The 22788-nt window shown below is 30.2% G+C and carries 20 protein-coding genes; 18 read left to right on the top strand and 2 right to left on the bottom strand.

The features are described 5' to 3' along the window. Positions 1-3 precede the first annotated feature (3 nt). The 3 genes from ACQ65T_RS00935 to ACQ65T_RS00925 all read left to right on the top strand — a co-directional run bounded on the left by ACQ65T_RS00935 (position 4) and on the right by ACQ65T_RS00925 (position 5107). On the top strand, positions 4-1908 hold the full coding sequence (locus tag ACQ65T_RS00935; protein ID WP_430399246.1) for a polysaccharide biosynthesis protein: 1905 nt from the start codon (positions 4-6) through the stop codon (positions 1906-1908). 63 nt (positions 1909-1971) lie between these two features. Further along, complete coding sequence (locus tag ACQ65T_RS00930; RefSeq protein ID WP_430399245.1) at positions 1972-2745, top strand: polysaccharide biosynthesis/export family protein; 774 nt, start codon at positions 1972-1974, stop codon at positions 2743-2745. 1 nt (position 2746) lies between these two features. After that, positions 2747-5107 carry a GumC family protein gene (locus tag ACQ65T_RS00925; protein ID WP_430399244.1) on the top strand — a complete coding sequence of 787 codons (2361 nt, stop codon included), beginning with the start codon at positions 2747-2749 and terminating at the stop codon, positions 5105-5107. A 140-nt stretch (positions 5108-5247) separates the two neighbouring features. Here the strand turns inward: ACQ65T_RS00925 and ACQ65T_RS00920 are convergent, their stop codons facing one another. After that, positions 5248-5982 carry a tyrosine-protein phosphatase gene (locus ACQ65T_RS00920; RefSeq protein ID WP_430399243.1) on the bottom strand — a complete coding sequence of 245 codons (735 nt, stop codon included), beginning with the start codon at positions 5980-5982 and terminating at the stop codon, positions 5248-5250. A gap of 156 nt (positions 5983-6138) precedes the next feature. Between ACQ65T_RS00920 and ACQ65T_RS00915 the strand changes: the two genes are divergently transcribed. The 13 genes from ACQ65T_RS00915 (at position 6139) to ACQ65T_RS00855 (ending at position 20054) form a co-directional block, all read left to right on the top strand. Then, positions 6139-7008 (top strand): ABC transporter permease, encoded by an 870-nt coding sequence (locus ACQ65T_RS00915; protein ID WP_430399242.1) that lies wholly within the window; start codon positions 6139-6141, stop codon positions 7006-7008. Then, the gene (locus ACQ65T_RS00910) at positions 7008-8306 is read left to right on the top strand and encodes an ABC transporter ATP-binding protein (protein ID WP_430399241.1); all 1299 of its coding nucleotides are present in this window, start codon (positions 7008-7010) and stop codon (positions 8304-8306) included. Before ACQ65T_RS00915 ends, ACQ65T_RS00910 begins: the two co-directional genes overlap by 1 nt. 3 nt (positions 8307-8309) lie before the next feature. Beyond that, positions 8310-9686 (top strand): hypothetical protein, encoded by a 1377-nt coding sequence (locus ACQ65T_RS00905; RefSeq protein WP_430399240.1) that lies wholly within the window; start codon positions 8310-8312, stop codon positions 9684-9686. An 18-nt stretch (positions 9687-9704) separates the two neighbouring features. Then, complete coding sequence (locus ACQ65T_RS00900; RefSeq protein WP_430399239.1) at positions 9705-10484, top strand: CatB-related O-acetyltransferase; 780 nt, start codon at positions 9705-9707, stop codon at positions 10482-10484. Beyond that, positions 10484-11422 (top strand): glycosyltransferase family 2 protein, encoded by a 939-nt coding sequence (locus tag ACQ65T_RS00895; RefSeq protein WP_430399238.1) that lies wholly within the window; start codon positions 10484-10486, stop codon positions 11420-11422. Before ACQ65T_RS00900 ends, ACQ65T_RS00895 begins: the two co-directional genes overlap by 1 nt. A gap of 1 nt (position 11423) precedes the next feature. Next, positions 11424-12116 carry a cytidylyltransferase domain-containing protein gene (locus ACQ65T_RS00890; protein ID WP_430399237.1) on the top strand — a complete coding sequence of 231 codons (693 nt, stop codon included), beginning with the start codon at positions 11424-11426 and terminating at the stop codon, positions 12114-12116. A gap of 111 nt (positions 12117-12227) precedes the next feature. After that, positions 12228-13268 (top strand): N-acetylneuraminate synthase family protein, encoded by a 1041-nt coding sequence (locus tag ACQ65T_RS00885; protein WP_430399236.1) that lies wholly within the window; start codon positions 12228-12230, stop codon positions 13266-13268. 331 nt (positions 13269-13599) lie between these two features. Then, complete coding sequence (neuC, locus tag ACQ65T_RS00880) at positions 13600-14724, top strand: UDP-N-acetylglucosamine 2-epimerase (RefSeq protein WP_430399235.1); 1125 nt, start codon at positions 13600-13602, stop codon at positions 14722-14724. A 1-nt stretch (position 14725) separates the two neighbouring features. Next, positions 14726-15640 carry a polysaccharide deacetylase family protein gene (locus ACQ65T_RS00875; RefSeq protein ID WP_430399234.1) on the top strand — a complete coding sequence of 305 codons (915 nt, stop codon included), beginning with the start codon at positions 14726-14728 and terminating at the stop codon, positions 15638-15640. Between the two features lie 2 nt (positions 15641-15642). Then, positions 15643-16485 carry a GNAT family N-acetyltransferase gene (locus ACQ65T_RS00870; protein WP_430399233.1) on the top strand — a complete coding sequence of 281 codons (843 nt, stop codon included), beginning with the start codon at positions 15643-15645 and terminating at the stop codon, positions 16483-16485. A 1-nt stretch (position 16486) separates the two neighbouring features. After that, positions 16487-17875, top strand: a complete 1389-nt coding sequence (locus ACQ65T_RS00865) for a hypothetical protein (protein ID WP_430399232.1) — start codon at positions 16487-16489, stop codon at positions 17873-17875. Beyond that, the gene (locus ACQ65T_RS00860) at positions 17872-18906 is read left to right on the top strand and encodes an exostosin domain-containing protein (protein WP_430399231.1); all 1035 of its coding nucleotides are present in this window, start codon (positions 17872-17874) and stop codon (positions 18904-18906) included. Before ACQ65T_RS00865 ends, ACQ65T_RS00860 begins: the two co-directional genes overlap by 4 nt. After that, entirely contained in the window at positions 18906-20054 is a 1149-nt protein-coding gene (locus ACQ65T_RS00855) for a glycosyltransferase family 4 protein (RefSeq protein WP_430399230.1), read from the top strand. The genes ACQ65T_RS00860 and ACQ65T_RS00855 overlap by 1 nt, the downstream gene beginning before the upstream one ends. A 218-nt stretch (positions 20055-20272) precedes the next feature. Here ACQ65T_RS00855 and ACQ65T_RS00850 read toward each other — a convergent pair whose 3' ends face one another. Beyond that, positions 20273-21022: a hypothetical protein gene (locus ACQ65T_RS00850; RefSeq protein WP_430399229.1), complete on the bottom strand. Its 750-nt coding sequence runs from the start codon at positions 21020-21022 to the stop codon at positions 20273-20275. A gap of 391 nt (positions 21023-21413) precedes the next feature. Between ACQ65T_RS00850 and ACQ65T_RS00845 the strand changes: the two genes are divergently transcribed. Next, complete coding sequence (locus ACQ65T_RS00845) at positions 21414-21818, top strand: endonuclease domain-containing protein (protein ID WP_430399228.1); 405 nt, start codon at positions 21414-21416, stop codon at positions 21816-21818. A gap of 725 nt (positions 21819-22543) precedes the next feature. Beyond that, entirely contained in the window at positions 22544-22750 is a 207-nt protein-coding gene (locus tag ACQ65T_RS00840) for a hypothetical protein (RefSeq protein ID WP_430399227.1), read from the top strand. Positions 22751-22788 lie beyond the last annotated feature (38 nt).

Below are 22788 nucleotides of genomic sequence, written 5' to 3'. Positions count from 1 at the left end.
AATATGCTTTTTAATAAAAGGATAAACACATTTGGTTATGTGCCTAGATGGATTATATTTTGTATTGACATTTGTATTTTACTATTTGCAAATGCCATAACTTATACAATGTTGATAAATTTACACATTAAATTTTATTCGACACTTTCAGGTATTGAACGTTATGGATTAATAATAATAATTAATGTTTTATTTTTTATTATTTATAAAACGTATGCCGGAATTGTAAGGCACAGTAGTTTTATTGATGCTGTAAAATTAATGTTGTCTACTTTTTCATCCCTAGTGGTTTTGATAGGGATTGATTATTTCTGTTATTTCTTCTTAGATAAAAAAATATTTTTATTCCCGGGTCTAATACTAAGTTTTGTATTGTCTTTCACTTTTTTGTTTTTCTTTAGAATCTTCGTAAAATTTATTTTTGAGAATTTCATCAATTCAATTGATTCAAAAAAATTGATTCCAACTGTTGTTTATGGTTCTGATGCTAATGCTATAGCTGTTGCTAATGCTGTTAAGTCAGAAAGCCCTCCTAGGTTTAAAATTGTGGCCTTTATGGACAACTCTAAGTCTAATAAGTCAAAGAGTATACTTGGACTACCCATATTATATATTAGTAAAAAGACATCAGTAATACTAAGGAGTTTTAGAGCAAAGGCATTGATTATTGCTGAAAAATCGCTTACTAAAGATGAAAAATTGGAGATTGTAGATGATTGTTTGGCTCATAATATTAAAGTTTATACGATACCAATTATTGCTAATTGGGAAAATGAAAAAGAAATTTCAAAACAAATTAAGAGTTTTCAAATAGAAGATTTATTAGAAAGAAAACCAATCGTTTTGGATAATAAGTTAGTTTCAAGTCAATTATCCGGAAAAGTAGTTTTAATTACTGGTGCGGCTGGTTCAATTGGTAGTGAAATTGTTTGGCAAGTTTTAGAATTTAATCCTAAAAAGTTAATTATTGTAGATCAAGCAGAAACTCCTTTGCATCACATCTCTTTAGAAATAGAAAAATCACAAAAGAAAGTAAAGGTAATTTCAATAATTTCGGACATTCGTGATAAAACTAGCTTGGAAAAAGTTTTTGAAAAGTACCAGCCTAATATAGTTTTCCATGCCGCAGCTTATAAACACGTTCCATTAATGGAAAACAACCCTTGTCAGGCAATCTATACAAATGTATTAGGTACTAAAAACGTGGCAGATTTAGCGATAAAATATAGTGCTAAAAAATTTGTTATGGTTTCAACTGATAAAGCAGTAAACCCAAGTAATGTGATGGGTGCAAGTAAACGAATTGCAGAAAAATATGTACAATCATTGCATTTTAAGAGTCTTTTTGAAAATAAAAATAGCACAAAATTTATTACAACACGATTCGGAAATGTTTTAGGTTCAAACGGCTCTGTAGTTCCGCTATTTAAAAAGCAGATTGAAGAGGGTGGCCCTATTACTATAACACATCCGGAAATTATACGTTATTTCATGACCATACCGGAAGCTTGTCAATTGGTTTTAGAGGCTGGTGGAATGGGTAATGGAGGAGAAATTTATATTTTTGATATGGGTAAACCTGTTAAAATTATTGATTTAGCAAGAAAAATGATACAGCTTGCAGGTTACGAGCCTGATAAAGAAATAGAAATTAAGATTATTGGTCTAAGACCAGGTGAAAAATTATATGAAGAGTTGTTAAATGATACTTCTAAGACATTGCCAACCCATCATGAAAAAATAATGATAGCTGAAGAAGCTGAAGAGGATTATAAACAAATGATAAATAACATTGATGATTTGATATCAATTTCTTTAAGCAAAGATGAATTGGAAATTGTACAATGTATGAAAAAAATTGTGCCTGAGTTTAAGAGTTTAAATTCCTCTTACCAGGATCTCGATTAATTTTATTTTACCTTTTTTTACCTACTTTTATTAATTGTATATTTGCCAACTAAAAAAAATAAAATGATAAAAAAAATAATACTGTTTTTTATTTTGTCTTCAAGTCTTTTGATAGTCTCGTGTTCGTCGTCAAAAAAATTTGCTATACTTCAAAATGTACCAAAAAGTAGTGAGTCAAAAAATACCGACTTCCAAGCGATTTTGCAACCCGATGATGTATTAATGATTATTATTTCAACTGAGAACCCTTTAATATCTCAGCCTTATAACTTATCAGCTGTAAATGTTGCTAATGTTAATTCGGAAATTGGCGTTGTGCAACAAAGACAATTGAACTATCAAATAGATCAAGAGGGTAACATTCAAATGCCAGGTTTAGGAACAATAAAAGCTTCTGGAAAAACTAGAAATGAATTGATGTCAGATATTGAAAAGTTATTGATAGGAAAAATTTCTAATCCAGTTATAACCATTAGAATTTTAAATTTTAAAGTTTCTGTTCAAGGAGAGGTAAATAGACCTGGAACATTTCCAATAAATTCTGAAAGAGTTACTTTATTAGAAGCTTTAAGTATGGCAGGTGATTTAACTATTTATGGAAGAAGAGATAATATTTTAGTCATTAGGGAAGAAAATGGAGTAAGAAACATTCAAAAAGTAGATGTTACTAAAGGAGAATTTGTTAATTCACCATACTATTACTTATCACAGAATGATGTAATCTATGTAGAACCAAATAAAACAAGAGTAAACTCCTCAGTTATTGGTCCAAATGTAACCGTTGGTCTTACGGCACTATCTTTATTAATAACTATAATAGCGATAACTGTACGATAATATGGAAAAAGAATATATAAAAAAGAATATGGAACAAGATGATTCTATAAATATAAGAGAAGAAGTTGAAAAGTATGTATTGCAATGGAGATGGTTTGTATTTAGTGCTCTAATTTTTATATCAATTGCCTTTTTTTATTTGCGTTACGCTACTCCAGTTTATAAGTCTACTACTACTATATTAGTCAAAGATGATAGAAAAGGGGGTATAGCAAATGAATTGGCTGCTTTTTCTGAATTGGGAATTTTATCAGGCGCAAAAAGTAATGTTGATAATGAAATTGAAATTATTAAATCTCGAACTTTAATTGAAAAAACAATTAAAGATTTAAACCTAAATATCAAATACTACAATAAGGGAAGAATTAAAGATGGAGAGTTGTATGGAGATTTACCGTTCAAAGTCTTTTTTTCTAATTATGAAAATAGTTTTTATGAATTAAATAACTCCTACTATATTACTAAAAAAAATAATCAAAAGTTTAGCTTATTCGATTCAAATGATAAAAAAATTGGTGATTATACTTTTGGACAAAAAATAAAACTTGTAGATGCGGACTTGGTAGTTATAAACCAACAAGCTAAAAACGAAGAGGATATTTCTTTTTGGGTTCAAATTACACCTCTTAAAAGATTAATTGAAAATTTTTCAGACAAGTTATCTGTTTCTGCACTCAGTAAGAACACAAGTGTGATAGAGCTATCCTTAACAGACCCTACAAAAAAAAGAGCTGAAGATTTTTTAAATAAACTGGTTGATAATTATAATGCAGATGCTGTTGCGGATAAAAATTATATTTCTGAAAGTACATCAAATTTTATCGATCAACGCCTAGTTCTTATCACAAAAGAATTAGAGTCTGTAGAATCGGATGAGGAATCATTTAAAACCAAAAATAAGTTAACGGATATTCCTTCTGAAGCCGGTTTGTTTTTAGAAAATGCTTCTGAATATGAAAAGAAAGTTGTTGAAAATGAAACTCAGATCAAAGTGGTTTCGTCAATGAGTGAGTACATTTCAAATAATGATAAAGAATTAATCCCTGCCACAATTATTACTTCAGAAAGTGGAGCAAATGAACAGATCAATCAATTTAATCAATTGATTCTTACTCGAAATAGTTTTATTCAAAGTGGTGCTGGTATTGATAACCCTAAAATTTTAGCTATAGATAAACAAATTTCTGAATTAAAAGCGACTGTAAAAAATAGTTTAAATAGTTTAAGACAATCGTTAGAAATAAAAAGACGCGATTTAAATCGACAAGGGGCTCTTTTGAATGGTAAAATTTCTCAAATTCCAAGACAAGAGAATGAATACAGAAGTTTAGTAAGACAACAAAATATTAAACAATCACTATATTTATATTTATTACAAAAAAGAGAAGAAGCTGCCATTTCATTAGCTATTACATCAGCTAATGCTAAAGTTATTGACCCAGCTATTTCTAGTATAAATCCTGTTTCTCCAAACAAAAAAATCATCTTTTTAGGAGCTTTATTAGTCGGTTTATTGTTGCCTTTTAGTGTGATTTACATAAAAAACTTGCTAGATACTAAAATTAAAACTCGATTAGATATTGAAAAAAACACTTCAATACCATTTTTAGGAGATGTTCCAAAATCAGTTTCGTCAAATCAAATTATTGATATAAATAGTCGTTCTAGCACTGCAGAAGCGCTAAGAATTATACGTACTAATGTTGAGTTTTTATTTAACAATAAAACGAACGATTTAGCTAAAACTATATTTGTTACTTCAACTTTTCCTAAAGAGGGAAAAACTTTTTTATCTATTAATATTGCTGCTACAATTGCACTGTCTGGAAAAAAAGTATTATTAATGGGTATGGATGTTAGGAATCCTAAGATTGACGAATATATAAAAGTTCCCTCAACTGGACTGACCAATTATTTAACAAGTAGCAATAAGGATATTTCAGAATTTATTATTAAACAAGATACTTTTGATCAATTTTATGTGTTGCCGTCTGGAGTAATTCCCCCCAATCCAGCGGAATTATTGATGAGTAAAAAAGTAGATGATTTATTTGAAGAATTGAAAAAAAATTACGATTATATTGTAGTTGATACTGCTCCAGTAGGACTGGTTACAGATACTTTTATTGTTGCTAAACAAGCGGATTGCTTCTTGTATGTTGTTAGAGCTAATGTTTTAGATAAACGTATGTTGCGAATTCCTGAAGAATTGTATCATGAGAAAAAATTACCTAATATGGCTGTTATATTAAATGATACTGAGTCTACTAAAGGTTACGGTTATGGCTACGGTTATGGCTATGGTTACGGAGTTGAGGTTGAAGAAAAAAAACCATGGTATCGAAGACTTTTTAATTTCTAATATCAAAAGTTTTTTGAGAATATTTAAAATAAAAAAAGCAGTTGTTTTTCAACTGCTTTTTTATTAAATTAAATTGTTTAGTGTTGAAGTTATTTAAGAGAAAATAAACTAATAACTTTAGTTTGACTTCAAGTATGTGTTTAATTAAAAAAACTATTGTTTTCAGCAGCTTTTTTTAATTGAGTAATTTCTTTAATGATTATGGGGTTTGAAAAGCAAGCTATATGATTTTTATGGTGAAAATCTGAACCTACAAAATCAATCATATTGTTTTTAAGTAATTGACCCGCAATTTTCGCAACCTCTTTGCTGTAATAGCCAGTTACAGAAAGTAAATTCAATTGAAATAGGCATCCCGCTTTTTTTAATTTGGCGTAATTTGAAAAGTCTGAATGATAAAAAACATAACGCTCTGGATGTGCTAAAACCGGTATATAACCTGCTACTTGAAGTTTGAAAATATAATCATATAGCTGAATAGGAGGATTAATGTAGGACATTTCTACCAGTACATAATTATCCTTAATTGTCAACAATTTGCTTTCATCAATTAAAGAAGCAAAATAGTCGTCCATTATATATTCGGAAGCTGCTCTTAAATCTACTTTAGTAGTTAATTCACTTAAATTTTCTTTAGTGTATTGTAGTGCATCTGAAATGGTTTTTGGTGTGTTGTTCCAAATATTTTCTATTGTATGTGGTGACGTGATTATTTTTGAAAATCCAAATTCAATCATATTCTCTAATAAGAATTTTGATTCCTCTATCGTTTTTGCTCCATCATCAATACCTGGTAATATATGAGAGTGAATATCCACATAATCACTTGGAATAAGTTCTTTAAGTTTTGGTTTAGATTTGAAAATGGAAAACATAAATTAAATTTATGCAAAATTATGGATTTAAAATCAATTATATGATTTAAAATCAACTATTAATAGTAAAGTAAATATTATAATACATAAATTAAATTTGTACCTTCTTTAAAATAGTTTAATTTTGAAAGCTATACTAAATAGCAACAAACAATAATGAGCACAAGAGAGTTTGAACATGATGAATGGTTGTATGAAATTAAGCCTAAGGCATCGAATTTTTCACTCAATTTAAAAGAGGTTTGGCAATATAGAGATTTGCTTTTTCTTTTTGTAAAAAGAGATATTGTTACAGTTTACAAGCAAACTATTTTAGGGCCGTTATGGTATTTTATTCAGCCATTGTTTACAGCTATAACATTCACTATTATTTTTAATAATGTAGCTGGAATTAAAACAGGTTCAACTCCTCCATTTTTATTCAACTTGGCAGGAATAATTGTTTGGAATTATTTTACTTCGTGTTTAAATGAAACATCAGATACCTTTAAGAAAAACGCAGCTATTTTTGGGAAAGTTTATTTTCCACGTGTCATTATGCCTATGTCTATAGTTGTTACTAATTTGATAAAATTAGCTATTCAACTCTTAATTTTTATTGGATTCTATGCTTATTTTTATGTTCAAGGCATGGAAAATACTTTAGATTATAAAATCTTGTTTTTTCCTATTTTAATAATTATAATGGGTTTAATGGGGTTAGGATTAGGAATGATCATTTCTTCTATGGTGACTAAATATCGCGATTTAACTTTTTTAGTTTCTTTTGGAGTACAATTACTTATGTATGTTTCGGCAGTAATGTATCCTATGGCTTTAATAAAAGAAAAATTACCTAATTTAGGTTGGTTAATTGAATACAACCCTTTGGCTTATGTAGTAGAAACATCACGATATATATTGTTGAATGAAGGTACGGTTTCCATTGGTGGACTCGTTTATACTGGAATTATCACTATTTTATTGTTTTTATTTGGTTTGGTGATTTTTAACAGAACCGAAAAAAGTTTTATTGATACTGTATAATGGAAAATAAGAATATAATTTTAAAAGTAGAAAATATTTCTAAACAATACCGTTTAGGTATTGTAGGTACAGGTACTTTAAGCCATGATTTGAATAGATTTTGGCATAAGGTTCGCGGTAAAGAAGATCCTTACTTGAAAGTAGGTGAGTCTAATGATAGAAGTACAAAAGGGGTTAGTGAATATGTTTGGGCTTTACAAGACATTAATTTTGAAGTGGAAGCTGGCGAGGTTTTAGGAATAATAGGAAAAAATGGCGCAGGAAAATCTACACTATTAAAAATACTATCTAAAGTTACTTCGCCAACAACGGGTTCAATAAAATCAAGAGGAAGAATTGCCTCACTTTTAGAAGTAGGAACAGGTTTTAACCCAGAGCTTACAGGTAGAGAAAATATTTACCTTAATGGAGCTATCTTGGGAATGACCAAAAAAGAAATTACCTCAAAGCTAGATGAAATTATAGAATTTAGTGGTTGCGAACGTTATATAGATACACCTACAAAACGTTACAGTAGTGGAATGACGGTGCGTTTGGCTTTTGCGGTAGCCGCTTTTTTAGAACCCGAAATTTTAGTAGTGGATGAGGTTTTGGCCGTAGGTGATGCAGAGTTTCAAAAGAAAGCCATTGGTAAAATGCAAGACATTTCTCGTGAAGGAGGAAGGACGGTTTTGTTTGTGAGCCATAATATGGCGGCGGTGAGAAGTTTGTGTACTAAAGGAATTGTATTGCAGAATGGTAAGATTGTTTATTCAGGAACGAGCGATGAGGCTGTGAATTATTATTTAAATAATTCATTTGATGTAGGGAAACTAAAATTATCTGATAGAAAAGACAGGAAAGGAAATCATAAATTAATTATTAATGATATTTTTATAAAAAATAGTTCGGAAATAAAGGTAGGAGAAATGCATTCAGGTGAGGAATATAAAATTTATTTAAATTATGTTTCTAAAGAGGATATTGATTCAAAACAATTTACAGTAGTTGTCCAATTTACGGATGAAAATGATGAGTTATTTACTACGATTGCTTCTGATGAGCAAGGAACACAATTTGATCAAATTAATAAAGAAGGTAGTATTGTTTTACATATACCAAAATTACACTTTAGAGAAGGTAGGTATTCTATGCATTTTATGATTAGTGAAAAGCTTTCTTTCAATACTCCTCATAAGATTATAGATTATCTTCAAAATGCATATACAATCGATGTTATTAAAGGAGATTACTGGAATTCGGGGGTGTTTAATAGACCAAAAGGATTTATTCAAGAATCAAGTATTTTTATACAATAATTCATGAAAGATCGAGTTGATATTAAAAATTTTGTAAATTCAATTGAAGATAAATTTCCTGTAGACAAATGGGTAGTTAACGATATACATATATGGCCTATTTTAAGAATGAGATTGCATTTTTATTTAATTAATCATCTTGAAAATAAAAATGTTAATGAGAAAAAAAAGCTTCCAAGAAAAAGTATAAAAAATACAATTAAGCAATTATACTATTTTATATTTTCGTTGTTTTTTTGGATAAAAATAAAAAAATCAAAAAACCTTTTTATTGCTTCTAATGACCATAGATTAGACTTTAAGGACACAAAATACAATCGCTTTTTTGATGCTTTTATAGAATTAAACAACATTGTCGATTATAAATATATTGAATATGGGTTTTCAAAATATACTAATTTGTATAAGAAAGAAAATATCTATTTTTCTAGAGAAAGTTTAAAAGGATTTAAGTTTTTTAAGAGTGCTAATACAATTTTAAATGTTCAATTACCCTTGTTTGATGAATTTGAACACTTTTTATTTTCTAATGCAATCACTAAAACTTTTTTAGAGAATAATAAACAAGAGGTTTTTTTACAATGGTTTCAAAAAGAATTTTATCTAAATTTTCTCTTTTATAGAAAAGTATTAAAAAAAATAAATCCCGATAAAGTATATGTTTTATGCTACTATGGGGAAGAAATTATGGCTTTAACTGCTGCTGCAAATCAATTGAATATAGAAACAATTGAATACCAACATGGACCTCAAGTAAAAGTACATTTAGCCTATGGAAGCTGGTCAAAAATTCCTAATAATGGATTTGATATATTACCGCGTACATTTTGGAATTGGGATAAATTTAGCGAAAATGTGTTGAAAGAATGGACCACAAATAATAAATTATATAAGACAAAGGTAGTTGGTAATTTTTGGATAGATTATTGGAAAAACCAATCTAATTTATATGAATATAAAAATTATGTACTTTATTGTATACAACCACATCCTTTTACTATAGAACAGTTATTCACAGAACAATTAATTAAGTGTATTAAAAGTGGTCAATTGAAATGGTTTGTAAGGTTGCATCCAAGGCAAATAAATCAAATGGAAGAAATTAAAGCGTTTCTTAAAGAAAAAAACATACTAGAAATGGTTAATTTACAAGCAGCTACAAATGATTTCTTACCTTTATTGTTGTCAAATGCAAAACTACACGTTACCCATTATTCAGGTTCTGCATTAGAAGCAGCTATGTTTGGATTAAAAACTGTAATTTTAAATGAAATTGGAAATGAATGTTTTTCGGAATTAATTATTGAAAATAAAGCCGTTTATATTGATAGTAATGACGTTAATTTTAATCAAAAATTCATGTCTTTAATTGCAAATTAATAATATAACACCATTATCATGACTATTAGGTATCGTTTGATAAATAAAATTAAAAATTTTATACTCAATTTAAATGTTATAGAACATTCTAAAGGTGTTGATGCATCGGCTATTCTTAAAGGGTGTAGAGTGTTTTCAAATGTTAGCATTAAAGAAAAATCGAAATGCGTAGAGAGTGAGTTTTCTGGAGAAATTATAGTAAATGCATATTCAAATATTCAAAAATCAAAATTAAAAGGTACTATTGAAATTGGAACTAGTAATAAAATTAACGAAGCCTATTTAAACGGAACTATAAAAACAGGTAAGTTTACTTCATTATGGGGGCCAAATCTAGATATAATCTCAAATGAAAAAGCACAAATACATATTGGTAATTATTGTTCAATTGCTCGTAATGTAACCATTCAATCTTTTAATCATAATTTTAAAAAGGCAACAAGTTATTTTATAGGTCAAAATTTTTTTAAGGAGCAATGGGATAACGAAGTTGTTTCAAAGGGAACTATTATCATTCAAAATGATGTTTGGATTGGTACTCATTGCGTTGTGTTAGGAGGAGTCACCATCAATAATGGCGCTGTTATAGCCGCTAATAGTGTTGTGTTAAGTGATGTCCCAGCTTATAGTATAGTGGCAGGAAGCCCCGCAAAAGTTATTGGTTACCGTTTTTCAGATGATATTATTGAAAAGTTTCAAAAAGTAGAATGGTGGAATTGGAATGATGACAAAATGAAAAAAAATAAATTTTTATTTGAAAATGAAATTCAAATAGAAGATTTTGACAAAATAATTTAATGAAAAAACCTTTAGTTTCTATAATAATTCCTCTTTATAATAGAGAATTGTCTATTATTGATACACTTCAAAGTGTGTTAGCGCAATCGTATGAAAATTGGGAATGTATTATTGTAGACGATGGTTCTACCGATAATAGTTTTGAAACGGTACAACGTTTTATAAAAAAAGAGGAACGATTTGTTTTAGTAAAAAGAGACGAAAAACACAAAAAAGGAGGTAACGGTGCACGAAATTATGGTTTTGAGCTAAGTAAAGGCGATTTTGTAAACTGGATTGATAGCGACGATACCATTCATGAAGATTTTATCTTAGAAAAAATAAATGCTTTTAACGAAAGTACCGAGGTTGTAATTTCAAAAACAGTATTTACAAACACTGAAAATCAAATAATAAAAAAAGAAACCAGAACGCAACTTACAGAAAATGTGTTGGAAGATTTTATTACATTAAAAACCTCTTGGTACACTTTTGATCCATTATGGAAAAAAAGTTTTTTATTAAAAACAGAAGTTACCTTTAATGAAGATTTATTAAAAGGCCAAGATAGAGATTTTCACGTAAGAATTCTGGTCAATAAACCCATTATAAAAATTATAGATAAATATTTGTATTACTATAAAACAAATCCTAATTCTATTTCAACATCAAGTTCAATGGAAGTGGTGTCTTCCATTTTAAACGAAAGTATAAAACGAAACAAAATACTTTTAAAACATAAGGTCAGTAATCAAACAAAATTGTTTTTATTGAAGCAGCAATTAAGAACATACGCCACTTTGTATAAAACAGCAAATATTTATAGTTTATATAAAGAAGTACTGAGTGATTTATTTGTATTTAATTTTTCAAATATAGTAGTCTTGTTTAAATTTGTAATTAGTATTATTTCCTTTAAATTAATAAATAAAGGAGATGTAATTCTAAAATCAATGTAATATGAGTAATAATACAATTGCGATAATACCGGCCCGAGGCGGTTCAAAACGTTTACCGGGAAAAAACATCAAGTTGCTAGGCGAAATCCCGCTTATTGCACACAGTATTATATATGCTCAAAAACATAGTTTTATACAGGATGTATATGTTTCCACAGATGATGAGGGTATTAAAAAAATAGCCTTAGAATTTGGAGCAAAAGTAATCAATAGACCTAAGTATTTATCAGGAGACCATGAGCCTACGGTTTCGGCATTAAAACATGTTTTAGAAACAATTAAAGAAAAGGCCGAAAATGTAGTTTTGCTACAAGTAACTAATCCATTGCGTCCAGATAAATTATTAGAAAACGCTTTTACAATATTTCAAGAAAAAAAATGCGGCAGTTTATTTACAGTTTCTAGAGACGAGCATAAATTGGGTAAAATTCAAGAAAATACTTTTATTCCGTTTAATTACAACATTGGTCAACGCAGTCAAGACTTAGAACCTCTATTTTATGAAAACGGATTGCTTTATATTTGTAAAGCAGAAGTCATTTTAAATGACGAAATAATTACAGCAAATGCCTATCCGTTGCAGGTTAATCACCCATTTGCAAACGTAGATATAGATACCAAAGAAGATTTCGAATACGCAGAATATTTGCTTGAAAAGAATTTAAAATTTAATCTTTCTTCAAAAAGCACTTAGAAGGAGTTCCCTCCTTGAGGAGAGCTAGGGAGGTGTAAAATTATGAAACCGTTTTAACCTTTATAATGTTCACCTTATTTAAAAAAAAGCTAACAACTAATCACTAAAAAAATGAATCCATACATAGAAATTTCAGGAAGAAAAATAGGTCAAGATTTTCCACCTTTAGTCATTGCAGAAATAGGAATCAATCACGAAGGCTCTTTACAAGTGGCCAAAGAAATGGTTGATGCTGCTCATAGAGCAGGAGTTGAGGTAGTCAAACACCAAACACATATTGTAGCCGATGAAATGAGTGGTGCAGCTAAAAAAGTAATTCCAGGAAATGCAGATGTTTCTATTTATGAAATTATGGAACGTTGTGCTCTAAACGAAGCCGATGAATTAGAATTAAAAAACTATGTCGAAAGTAAAGGGATGATCTTTATATCAACTCCTTTTTCTCGTGCGGCAGCAGAACGTTTAAAAAATTTTGATATTCCGGCCTATAAAATTGGCTCAGGAGAATGTAATAATTACCCATTATTAGAACATATTGCTTCTTTTGGTAAACCTGTAATTTTAAGTACAGGTATGAATACTATAGAAAGTATTCAAAAAGCGGTTGCCATTTTTGACAAACACAATGTGCCTTTGGCATTATTGCATACTACTAATTTATATCCAACACCTATTCATTTAGTACGTTTTGGTGCAATGGTAGAAATGCACCAAGCATTTCCTGATAAAGTGTTCGGATTGTCAGACCATACCTTAAATAACAATGCATGCTTAGGAGCAGTAGCTTTAGGTGCGTCAATTTTAGAACGTCACTTTACAGACCACATGAACCGTACAGGTCCAGATATTGTGTGCAGTATGGACGAACAAGCTACAAAAGATTTAATCATCAATAGTGCTGAAATAGCATTAATGCGTGGCGGTACTAAAAAACCAGCAGATGAAGAGCAAGTAACAATCGACTTTGCTTTCGCAACCGTTTGTAGTATTGCAGATATTAAAGCTGGAGAAGTGTTAACAAAAGAAAATATTTGGGTAAAAAGACCAGGAACAGGTAAAATATTAGCAGAACATTTTAATGATTTATTAGGTAAAAAGGCCACAAGAAACATAGCAAACGACGAGCAATTAGACTTTGGAGATTTTGAGTAACGACTCTACTTTTTAGCTCACTCCTTTAGGAGTACTAGGAAGGTGTTCGTCAATCACCACCTCAATCATCATTTTCACAGTTCCCTCCTTGAGGAGGGCTTGGGAGGTGTTTTTTCAGTTTTAGTAAGATTAGTAAGGTGTTCGTCAACACAACTCCAATCGTCATTTTTACCAGTTCCCTCCTTGAGGAGGGTTAGGGAGGTGTTTTTATACTACATCAAAATTCAAAACGCTATCACAAATCATAAAGGTTCTCTCATGAAGTAGGAGAAAACAAAAGGGTCTCATTATTCAAAAAATCTTATATTTGCATCACTATAGCCATTTTATAATGACAAAAAAAATACTGTTTCTAACAGGCACCCGTGCCGATTTTGGTAAAATTAAATCATTGCTTCAAATTTTGGAACAAAACCAAAACTTTGAACCTTATGTATTTGTAACAGGAATGCATTTACAAAAAGAATACGGCTACACCTTGTTAGAAGTAGAACGTTGTGGTTTTACAAACATACATACCTTTGAGAACCACACGCATGAAACTACAATGGATCTAACATTAGCTAAAACCATTGAAGGATTGTCGGCTTATGTAAAAGAATGTACTCCCGATATGATCGTGATTCATGGTGATAGAGTAGAAGCACTTGCCGGAGCAATTGTAGGAAGTTTAAATAATATTTTAGTGGCTCATATTGAAGGTGGAGAAGTTTCAGGAACTATCGATGAATTGATCCGACATTCAACGAGTAAAATGAGTCACGTTCATTTTACGTCTAATAAACAAGCAAAAAAGCGATTGATACAAATGGGAGAGTTGAAAGATTCTATTTTTGTAATAGGTTCTCCAGATGTAGATATTATGTTTTCTAATACACTTCCAAAATTAGAAGAAGCTAAAAAATATTATGAAATTCATTTTGAAGAGTATGCTGTAGTAATGTTTCATCCTGTAACTACAGAAGTAAAATATATGGAACAATATGCAAATGACTTTGTAAATGCTTTATTAGATGATACTCACAACTATGTTGTTGTTTTTCCAAATAATGACTTAGGAAGTAAATCAATTCTTAAAGCCTATGAACAGTTAAAAGACAACCCTCGTTTTCGTGTTTTCCCTTCATTGCGATTTGAATATTTTTTAACATTATTAAAAAAAGCACAATTTATAATTGGGAATAGTAGTGCAGGAATTAGAGAAGCACCTTATTACGGTTTACCGATCATTAATATAGGTTCAAGACAACAAAATAGAGCGGTTCACGCAGATATTATTAATACGGATTATGCTAAAAAAAGCATTACTGAAGCGTTAAAAAAAATAGACACTCATAAAATTGTAAAAACAAATGATGATTTTGGAACGGGTAATAGTGCACAATTATTTTTAAATTCGCTTTTAAATAAAAATATTTGGGAATTAAACCACCAAAAACAATTTAGAGATATTTAAAATGTTAATAGTAAGTAATTATCATTATATTAGGAATAATTTTGAAGCTCCTTATCAAAGTATTTTTGGGGTAACTCCTAAAGAATTTAAAAGCCAATTAATAGAATTTAAAAACTCTGGCAGTTTTATTCATCCAAAGGATTTGTTGTTAAATAAGAAAGAAATCTTAGAGACTAAAGAAAAGTTTTATTTAATAACGTTTGATGATGGTTTAAAAGAGCAAATGAACTTAGCACTTCCTATTTTAGACGAATTAAATATTCCTGCCATTTTTTTTGTAAATTCGGTGAATCATGAAGAAAAAAAGATAAGTTTAGTTCATAAAATACATTTAATTAGATCACAAATTGATTCAAATATAATACTTGAATTTCTAGATAAAAACCATAATGTTAAATTATTTGGAGATGAATTTAATAAAGCATATGAAACCTATATTTATGATAATAAGTTAGATGCAGAAGTGAAATACTTATTAAACTTTAAAATTTCTCATGCGCTTTTAAATGAGGTAATAAATGAATTGTTTGATGAGTTTATGGGTGTGGAAAATCTGGTTGAAACTTTATATATGAGTAAAAAAGACTTGTTAGAATTGTCTAAAAGAGGTTTTTTAGGCTCACACACACACAATCATATTCCAATAGCTAAGCTTAATGATGATGAATTGATTTTTGAGTTAAAACATTCAAAAGAGTATTTGGAGAAAGTAACAAATTCAAACATAGATTTTATATCTTATCCTTATGGTACAAAAGAAGCATGTGATCAAAGAGTTGCTCAGTTTGCTAAAGATGTTGGTTACAAGATTGGTTTTTCAACAATTAGAGGAAACAATTTAAATGATTCTAATTTACTTTTGTTAAATAGATTTGATTGTAATGACTTACCGGGTTCTAAAAAATATAAAAAATAGATATGACTGTAAGAGAGGCTACACTATTAGATTACGATAGTTTATATGTTTTTTTTAAAAAAATATATAGAGAAAATCATCCATTGCATACAAAAGAGTTTTGGCAATGGCAATACGGTGATGAAAAATTTGGAAGATCATTTATATGTTTAAATGAAAGTAATCAAATTGTGGGTCATGTTGGAGCTAATTTTGGTGGAGGTTTAGCGTGGATTATAAATGTTTATTTAGAAGAAGAATGTAGAGGAAAAGGTATTTTAAGTAAGTTGTATGCCTTAGCTAGGGCATATTATCCTTTGGCTGCAACTGCAGCAAATGAAGCTGGTCTGGGTTTATATAGAAATATGAGATGGATAAGATATCATGATTTAGTACGATTTGTAAAAATTAATCCTAAAATTTCAAACGTAACAATTGATAATGTATGTAAGCCTGTTAATGTTTTTATAGGAGAAAAATTACACAATGAAACACATTATTTTAAACAGCCTCATTTAAAAGGTATTAAATTAAATGAAGATACTTTGGCAGTAAGTCAAGAAGAAGTTGGTGGGCTTAGAATGGTAGATCTTGGGAATTTGGAAGATGCTGAAAATAAAGGATGGGAGATAGGATTTAATTGGATGGATTATATTACATCTTGGAATGACTTAAAGATAAAAGAACTTGAAGCAAGAGGTTGGGTTGTAGATTATAAGTCAGTAGTGCCTTGGCGATTGAATCCGATTGAAGAAGGATACTTTTCTGATATTACATTTTTGTCAGAAGAACCATTAGATAAAAATTTTGTTGTTCATCGTTCTTTCTCAGATCATGGTAGAATTGGAAGTATTAAAAGAATATAGTATGAAAGTGCTTTTTCTAGTTCCAGACGGAGTGGGTATAAGGAATTATTTATATTCGGATGTTATTAAACATGTAAAACACAATAGTGAAATTTGGATATGGTCTCCACTTCCTTCAGAAGCTTTTGTGGATGTTAAAGAGTTGCACAATATTAAATTAAATTATAATTATTTAAAATTACATGCCGAAGGATATTTAACTAGAATTGCCAGAGAGTCTTCAACGTATGCGCGTTTACTTGTAAATGCAAAAAAAACAGAAAACCCTTCTATTCTTTCCAATTGGAATTATACTCCTAAGACATTTAAACATAAACTAGTAAGTTTTGTCGCTCAAAGAATTGGAAAATGGGCATCTGCAAAAGAAAGTAGAATTTTAAGACTTGAAGCCAAAGCAAAAGCAAATTGGAATGATGCTATTGTAGAAATGTATATTCAGCAATTGGTAGCTTTACAACCCGATAAAATTTTTATTACCCATCAAAGAGTTGCAGCTTTAATGCCCATCTGTATTGCAGCACAAAAGTTAGGAATAGAAGTTATAAGTGTTATTTATTCTTGGGATAATTTACCTAAAGCTCGTTTAGCTGTAGAAGCAGATAAATATTTAGTTTGGTCTAAGTATATGAAAGAAGAAATGCAGTTGTATTATCCAGAAATTGATGGCTCAAAAGTCATAGTAACAGGTACTCCACAGTTTGAATTTTATGCTCAAGAAAATAGAATAGAGAGTAGAGAATTCTTTGCGAAAAACAATCACTTAAATCCAAATAAAAAATGGATTTGTTTCAGTGGTGATGATGAGAAAACTTCACCATATGATCCAATTTATTTAGAAGATATTGCAAAGAGTGTTTCTGAAATGAATGAACAAGATAGACCATTAATCATTTTTAGAAGATGCCCAGTAGATTACTCCAATAGATATGATAAAGTTTTAAATAAATTCAAAGAGGTAATTGTTGCTATTGATCCGTTATGGAATACACCGAAAGCAGGGCAGAATTGGGGAGCAGTTTTTCCAAAAGAAGAAGATGTTACTGCTCAAGTTAATTTAGCATTTCATTGCGAACTGGTTATTAATTTGGGTTCTACTATGGCGCATGATTTTGCCGTATATAACAAACCTTGTTTATATTTAAATTACAATCCTGTTATCAGTAACCACTGGTCAGTAGAAACAGTATATAACTTTCAGCATTTTAGGAGTATGAAAGGATTAGATGCAGTAGGTTGGATAAACAGTAGTGAAGAAATTAAACCCAAGCTTATGCAAATTCTGGAAGGTAAACTCAATATTGCGCCTGATAAATTAAAGTGGATGCAAATTATAAATCGCGAGCCGATAAATAATTGTTCACAATTAATTGCAAATGAAATAAATTCATGATTTCAGTTTATACCGATTATGATCTTATAGAAGAGTGTGAGAATAAAAATTATTTATTCCCATTAATCAAGCTGTTAGTAGAAAATAATGAAGTTCTGAGTCAAGAATACCAAATTTCTACAGAAATTAAAAAAGCACATATAGCTATTTTTCCCATCGCTGTAGATTTTTTTTTAAGAGAAAAGAAGAATAAAAAAACACTTCAACATTTTATTGATTGTGCTGTTCGTGAAAACAAGAAAATTATTGTTTTTACTTCCGGCGATATTGGGCTAACAATCAACCAAAATAATGTTTACACCCTGCGATTAGGAGGTTTTGCTTCTAAAATTAAAGAGAAAGGATGGATCATGCCTCCTTTTATTAATGATCCCTATGTTTTTTTACAAAAAAAAGAAGCATATCTCAATAAGAAAACAAAACCAGAAATTGGTTTTGTAGGGCATTCAAACGGGAGTTTGGTAAAACTAATAAAAGAGTTTTTACTTTATGTAAGGTTAAATTTTAAAAGAACCATTGGTAAAGAATGTGTAGATTATCAACCCTTTTACCCTTCTAGTTTTTTTAGACATCGCTTCTTAACAAAATTACAAAATAGCAATGCGGTGACTACCCATTTTATTTTTAGAAAAAAGTACAGAGCAGGAGTTAAAAATGAAGATGAAAAACACAAAACAAGTATTGAGTTTTATGATAATATTTACAATAACTTATATACCTTTTGTATGAGGGGTGGAGGTAACTTTTCGGTCAGATTATATGAAACATTAGCTATGGGAAGAATCCCTGTCGTATTGGATACAGACTGTAAGTTTCCTTTTGAAAAGACTATTGATTGGCAAAAAAACTGTATTATTGTAAAGGATATAGAAAAAAGGCAATTAGTTCAAAAAATCGCTGCATATCATGAAATGCATTCTAATGAAGAACTTTTAACAATTCAAAAAGAAAATAGATTGCTATGGCAAGAATATGCTACTGAAGCTAATTTTTTTATAAAATTTAAAAACGATATTCAAAAAATTATTTAATGCACATTTGTTTCATTACATCCGAATTTCCTAAACCTGGATTTCCTCATGGAGGAGTAGGTACTTTTGTACAAACAATTGCAAAGGTATTGGTGAAAACTGGAGTTAAAGTTTCGGTTGTTGGGTTGAATTACACGAATAACAATGAGTCTGAAAACATAAATGGTATTCAGGTTTACAGAATAAAACCAAGTAAGGTTAAAGGATTGGCTTGGTTTTTTAATAACAAAGCTATAAGTAATAGAATTACTCAAATTAATGCAGGAACACCTATAGATATTGTTGAAACTTCTGAGCTAGGTCTTGCATTTATCACTAAAATAAAATCAATTAAATACATTATCCGACTTCATGGGGGGCACCACTTTTTTGCAGAAGCAGAAAATAGAGAGATCAATTGGTGGAAAGGATTTCAAGAAAAACGTTCGTTTAAAAATGCAGATGCATTTATTGCAGTGTCAGAATATGTTAAAAAGCATACGGCTAACTATTTAAGTTATAATGGCAAGCCCATACAAGTTATTTTTTATCCCATTGATGTCAATACATTTTCTCCAATAGAGGTTGTTAGTAATCAAAGTGCAATTGTATATGCAGGTACTATTTGTGAGAAAAAGGGAGTGCGTCAATTAATTCAAGCCTTTCCATTAGTAAAAGAAAAATTTCCTAATGCCATATTAAATTTATATGGTAGAGATTGGAAATTTCCAAACGGGAGTTCTTATATAAAGATGCTGCAAGAAGATGAATTACCTAAAATAAGTCCTTTTGATAAGGATGTTGTTTTTCATGGAAGTATAGATTATGATAAAATTCCAGAAACGTATGCAAAAGCTGCTGTTTGTGTATTTCCTTCTCACATGGAAACATTAGGCCTTGTAGCTCCAGAAGCTATGGCTATGCAAAGACCAGTAGTGTTTACACAATTGGGACCTGGTCCTGAAGTAATTAAAAACGGAGAAACCGGGTTTTTATGTAACCCACACAATCCAAAAGATATTGCCGATAAAATTCTGCTAGTATTGAAAAACCCAGAAAAAGCTACAGAAATAGGAATAAAAGCCAGACAATCTGTATTGCAACAATTCGAAATCAATACAATCGCTAAAGAAAATATAAACTATTATACTGCAATAATCAACAACTAATTATTATCCTTACTAGTTCCCTCCTCGAGGAGGGCTAGGGAGGTGTAACTTCTCCAAGTCAAATCAAAACCCGCAATTCCACAAAAAAGTTCTTAGAAGGAGTTCTCTCCTTGAGGAGGGCTAGGGAGGTTTTTATTAACCAACTCAAAAACCACATTTTAAGAGAAACCAAAAAGCTAACAACAAAAAAAAACGCCCTTTTCAGAGCGTTTTTAAAATTAAACAATTTCCAATAAATTGAGCACATTAAAAGCCCCATTCCTAAGCGGATACTGAACACCATTAACCTCCTGAAAAAACTCAATCAATAACAAATAGAGTTGCGAACCAATTCCCGCCGGAACCTGTGAAGGAGTCAAGGTAATAGTAGTAGAACTCATATCCAATATAGTATTAACAACTAAACTATATTGCGTTTCAAATTCACCCGTAGCAAAGTCCAAGTTAATAAATGCACTGCGAAAAGAAACATGAGTAGCACCTTCTGGAACATTCAATTGATCCAAAGGAACAAAATCAGGTATTGTAACTTCTCCCGTAACGGTGTCTAAAGTATAAGGGGCATGAAAAACAGCTTGTAAGGCAGCACGATTGTTAAAATCAAAACCTTTTAACAGTTGTTTTCCCCCAGCAGTTAAAATACCTTCCCCTACAATACGTTGTCCTCTAGCCGAAACACCATCAAGTTGACGAACTTTACTCATTATTCCCATCATACGAGAACTCATTCTAGGGTCTTTTGCTCTATTCAGCATAGTACCTATAGAAGTACGCAATAATTTACCCGATTGTGCAGTAGTACTAAACTCCGCGATATTCTCTCGAGTTCTAATAAAAGCAGGATCATTCATAATTCTATTTTTTGAAACCCCACCTTTGGTACGAACCAAATGCCCGTCAACCGATTTGTAAAACGTTAATCCATCTAACGTTCCCGCAACTTTTAAAAATGACTTTTGTTTTGCCATAATTTCTAAAATTTAAATATTAATAAATAAACGTTGAATCAGGCGCCTTAATTCGATTTCAAAACTATAACGGCCCTGATTAAGAAGCAAATAGCAGGTTCCGTTTATAGCCAAAAGAACCGTTTGGAATCATTTATATACATTATAACCGCAATTATTTAGTTCCCTCCATGAGGAGGGCTAGGGAGGTGTAATTTCTTCAAACTAAATCAAAACCCTGCAATTCCACAAAAAGTTATTAGAAGGAGTTCCCTCCTCGAGGAGGGTTAGGGAGGTGTTTTTTACCTCAAACAATTATTATTTATCATAAAAATCTTAATATCTTCGTAAGAGCACTCAACGGTTCCCTCCTTGAGGAGGGTTAGGGAGGTGTAAAAAATATTTAGAAGATATGAAAAGAAGAATTATACCATATAATCCTAAATTAAAAGAGTTTGCCAAACAATTGCGAAACAATTCAACAAAAGCAGAAATAATACTATGGCAAAAACTCAAAAGAGACCAAATGTATGGTTACGATTTCCACAGACAAAAACCTATTGATAATTACATTTTAGATTTTTTCTGTTACGAATTAATGCTAGGAATAGAAGTAGATGGCTATTCTCATGAGTTTTTAGAAGTCTATCAAAAAGATCAGCAGAAAGAAAAAGTAATGAATAGTTTTGGAATTCATATTTTACGCTTTTCAGACCATCAAGTACTAAAAGATACTGAAAACGTGAAAAGAGCAATAGAAGAATATATACTAGAACACGAAAAACACACCCCCAACCCCTCTCAAGAGGGGAGCTAAATCCGCAATTTCATAAAAAGTTCTTAGAAGGAGTTCCCTCCTTGAGGAGGGCTAGGGAGGTGTAGGTTTTAGTTTTAAAATAGAATACGAAAAACACACCCCCAACCCCTCTCAAGAGGGGAGCTAAATCCGCAATTTCATCAAAACCCGCTATTCCACAAAAAGTTCTTATAAGGAGTTCCCTCCTTGAGGAGGGCTAGGGAGGTGTCATATCCATACATACTCCATACATACTCCATACATACTCCATACAAAGAGAAACAAATTGTACAAACTATTTTGATTTTTTTTATGGAGAGAGAACATGTGAAAAAAAACTTATCAACAGCTAAAAATTAATTTTGGGTGATTTTGAATAACTGTTAATGGTAAATAATGGAACATTTTGCAACATTTGATATAATTTGAAAGTAATTAAAATCATCAGGAAACAAACACAAAAAGTTATCAACAACAGCCTTTTTTTAAGAGCTAAAAAAGCATTGAATTTTCAATGTAACTTAGCATTATAAAACTTAAAAAAGAGACAAAATAAACTGTCCTATTTTTATTCGAGACGAGATTATACTTTTGTTTTCTATAAAGAAATACGAGTATAATATACTAAGTAAACAGCGGTAATTTGGGGTCAAAAAAACTGTCCTATTTTATAAAAAGACCATATTTTACCTTTGTTAATGAAGTTCTTAAAAAGTAAAATAATAATAATTTAAGAATTAAAAACTATGTCACGTTTAATTATTAGACCTAAAGATGTGGAAATCATTTTAAATGTAAGTCCTAGTTATGCAAGAAAAAAAGTGAGAGTTATTAAAAGAAGTTTTAACAAAGAAAAGCATCAAAAAATCACCATAAAAGAATTTTGCAGATTCGAGGGTTTGGAAGTGAATGAAGTCAAAGACGAATTAAATGAATTTTACAACAAAAAATAAAGTTCCTTTCTTAATCGTAAATTGTATATTTACTTTTT

Origin of the sequence: Flavobacterium sp., from assembly GCF_965284515.1 — a bacterium.
Classification (GTDB): Bacteria; Bacteroidota; Bacteroidia; order Flavobacteriales; family Flavobacteriaceae; genus Flavobacterium.
The sequence above is the reverse complement of the archived record's forward strand: the minus strand, read 5'-3'. Positions and strand labels throughout refer to the sequence as shown.

What these genes read in the sequence shown, in the direction of transcription:
- ACQ65T_RS00935 (WP_430399246.1), top strand. Translation starts at nt 4, where the DNA reads ATGCTTTTTAATAAAAGGATAAACACATTTGGTTATGTGCCTAGATGG.
- ACQ65T_RS00930 (WP_430399245.1), top strand. Translation starts at nt 1,972, where the DNA reads ATGATAAAAAAAATAATACTGTTTTTTATTTTGTCTTCAAGTCTTTTG.
- ACQ65T_RS00925 (WP_430399244.1), top strand. Translation starts at nt 2,747, where the DNA reads ATGGAAAAAGAATATATAAAAAAGAATATGGAACAAGATGATTCTATA.
- ACQ65T_RS00920 (WP_430399243.1), bottom strand. Translation starts at nt 5,982, where the DNA reads ATGTTTTCCATTTTCAAATCTAAACCAAAACTTAAAGAACTTATTCCA.
- ACQ65T_RS00915 (WP_430399242.1), top strand. Translation starts at nt 6,139, where the DNA reads ATGAGCACAAGAGAGTTTGAACATGATGAATGGTTGTATGAAATTAAG.
- ACQ65T_RS00910 (WP_430399241.1), top strand. Translation starts at nt 7,008, where the DNA reads ATGGAAAATAAGAATATAATTTTAAAAGTAGAAAATATTTCTAAACAA.
- ACQ65T_RS00905 (WP_430399240.1), top strand. Translation starts at nt 8,310, where the DNA reads ATGAAAGATCGAGTTGATATTAAAAATTTTGTAAATTCAATTGAAGAT.
- ACQ65T_RS00900 (WP_430399239.1), top strand. Translation starts at nt 9,705, where the DNA reads ATGACTATTAGGTATCGTTTGATAAATAAAATTAAAAATTTTATACTC.
- ACQ65T_RS00895 (WP_430399238.1), top strand. Translation starts at nt 10,484, where the DNA reads ATGAAAAAACCTTTAGTTTCTATAATAATTCCTCTTTATAATAGAGAA.
- ACQ65T_RS00890 (WP_430399237.1), top strand. Translation starts at nt 11,424, where the DNA reads ATGAGTAATAATACAATTGCGATAATACCGGCCCGAGGCGGTTCAAAA.
- ACQ65T_RS00885 (WP_430399236.1), top strand. Translation starts at nt 12,228, where the DNA reads ATGAATCCATACATAGAAATTTCAGGAAGAAAAATAGGTCAAGATTTT.
- neuC (WP_430399235.1), top strand. Translation starts at nt 13,600, where the DNA reads ATGACAAAAAAAATACTGTTTCTAACAGGCACCCGTGCCGATTTTGGT.
- ACQ65T_RS00875 (WP_430399234.1), top strand. Translation starts at nt 14,726, where the DNA reads ATGTTAATAGTAAGTAATTATCATTATATTAGGAATAATTTTGAAGCT.
- ACQ65T_RS00870 (WP_430399233.1), top strand. Translation starts at nt 15,643, where the DNA reads ATGACTGTAAGAGAGGCTACACTATTAGATTACGATAGTTTATATGTT.
- ACQ65T_RS00865 (WP_430399232.1), top strand. Translation starts at nt 16,487, where the DNA reads ATGAAAGTGCTTTTTCTAGTTCCAGACGGAGTGGGTATAAGGAATTAT.
- ACQ65T_RS00860 (WP_430399231.1), top strand. Translation starts at nt 17,872, where the DNA reads ATGATTTCAGTTTATACCGATTATGATCTTATAGAAGAGTGTGAGAAT.
- ACQ65T_RS00855 (WP_430399230.1), top strand. Translation starts at nt 18,906, where the DNA reads ATGCACATTTGTTTCATTACATCCGAATTTCCTAAACCTGGATTTCCT.
- ACQ65T_RS00850 (WP_430399229.1), bottom strand. Translation starts at nt 21,022, where the DNA reads ATGGCAAAACAAAAGTCATTTTTAAAAGTTGCGGGAACGTTAGATGGA.
- ACQ65T_RS00845 (WP_430399228.1), top strand. Translation starts at nt 21,414, where the DNA reads ATGAAAAGAAGAATTATACCATATAATCCTAAATTAAAAGAGTTTGCC.
- ACQ65T_RS00840 (WP_430399227.1), top strand. Translation starts at nt 22,544, where the DNA reads ATGTCACGTTTAATTATTAGACCTAAAGATGTGGAAATCATTTTAAAT.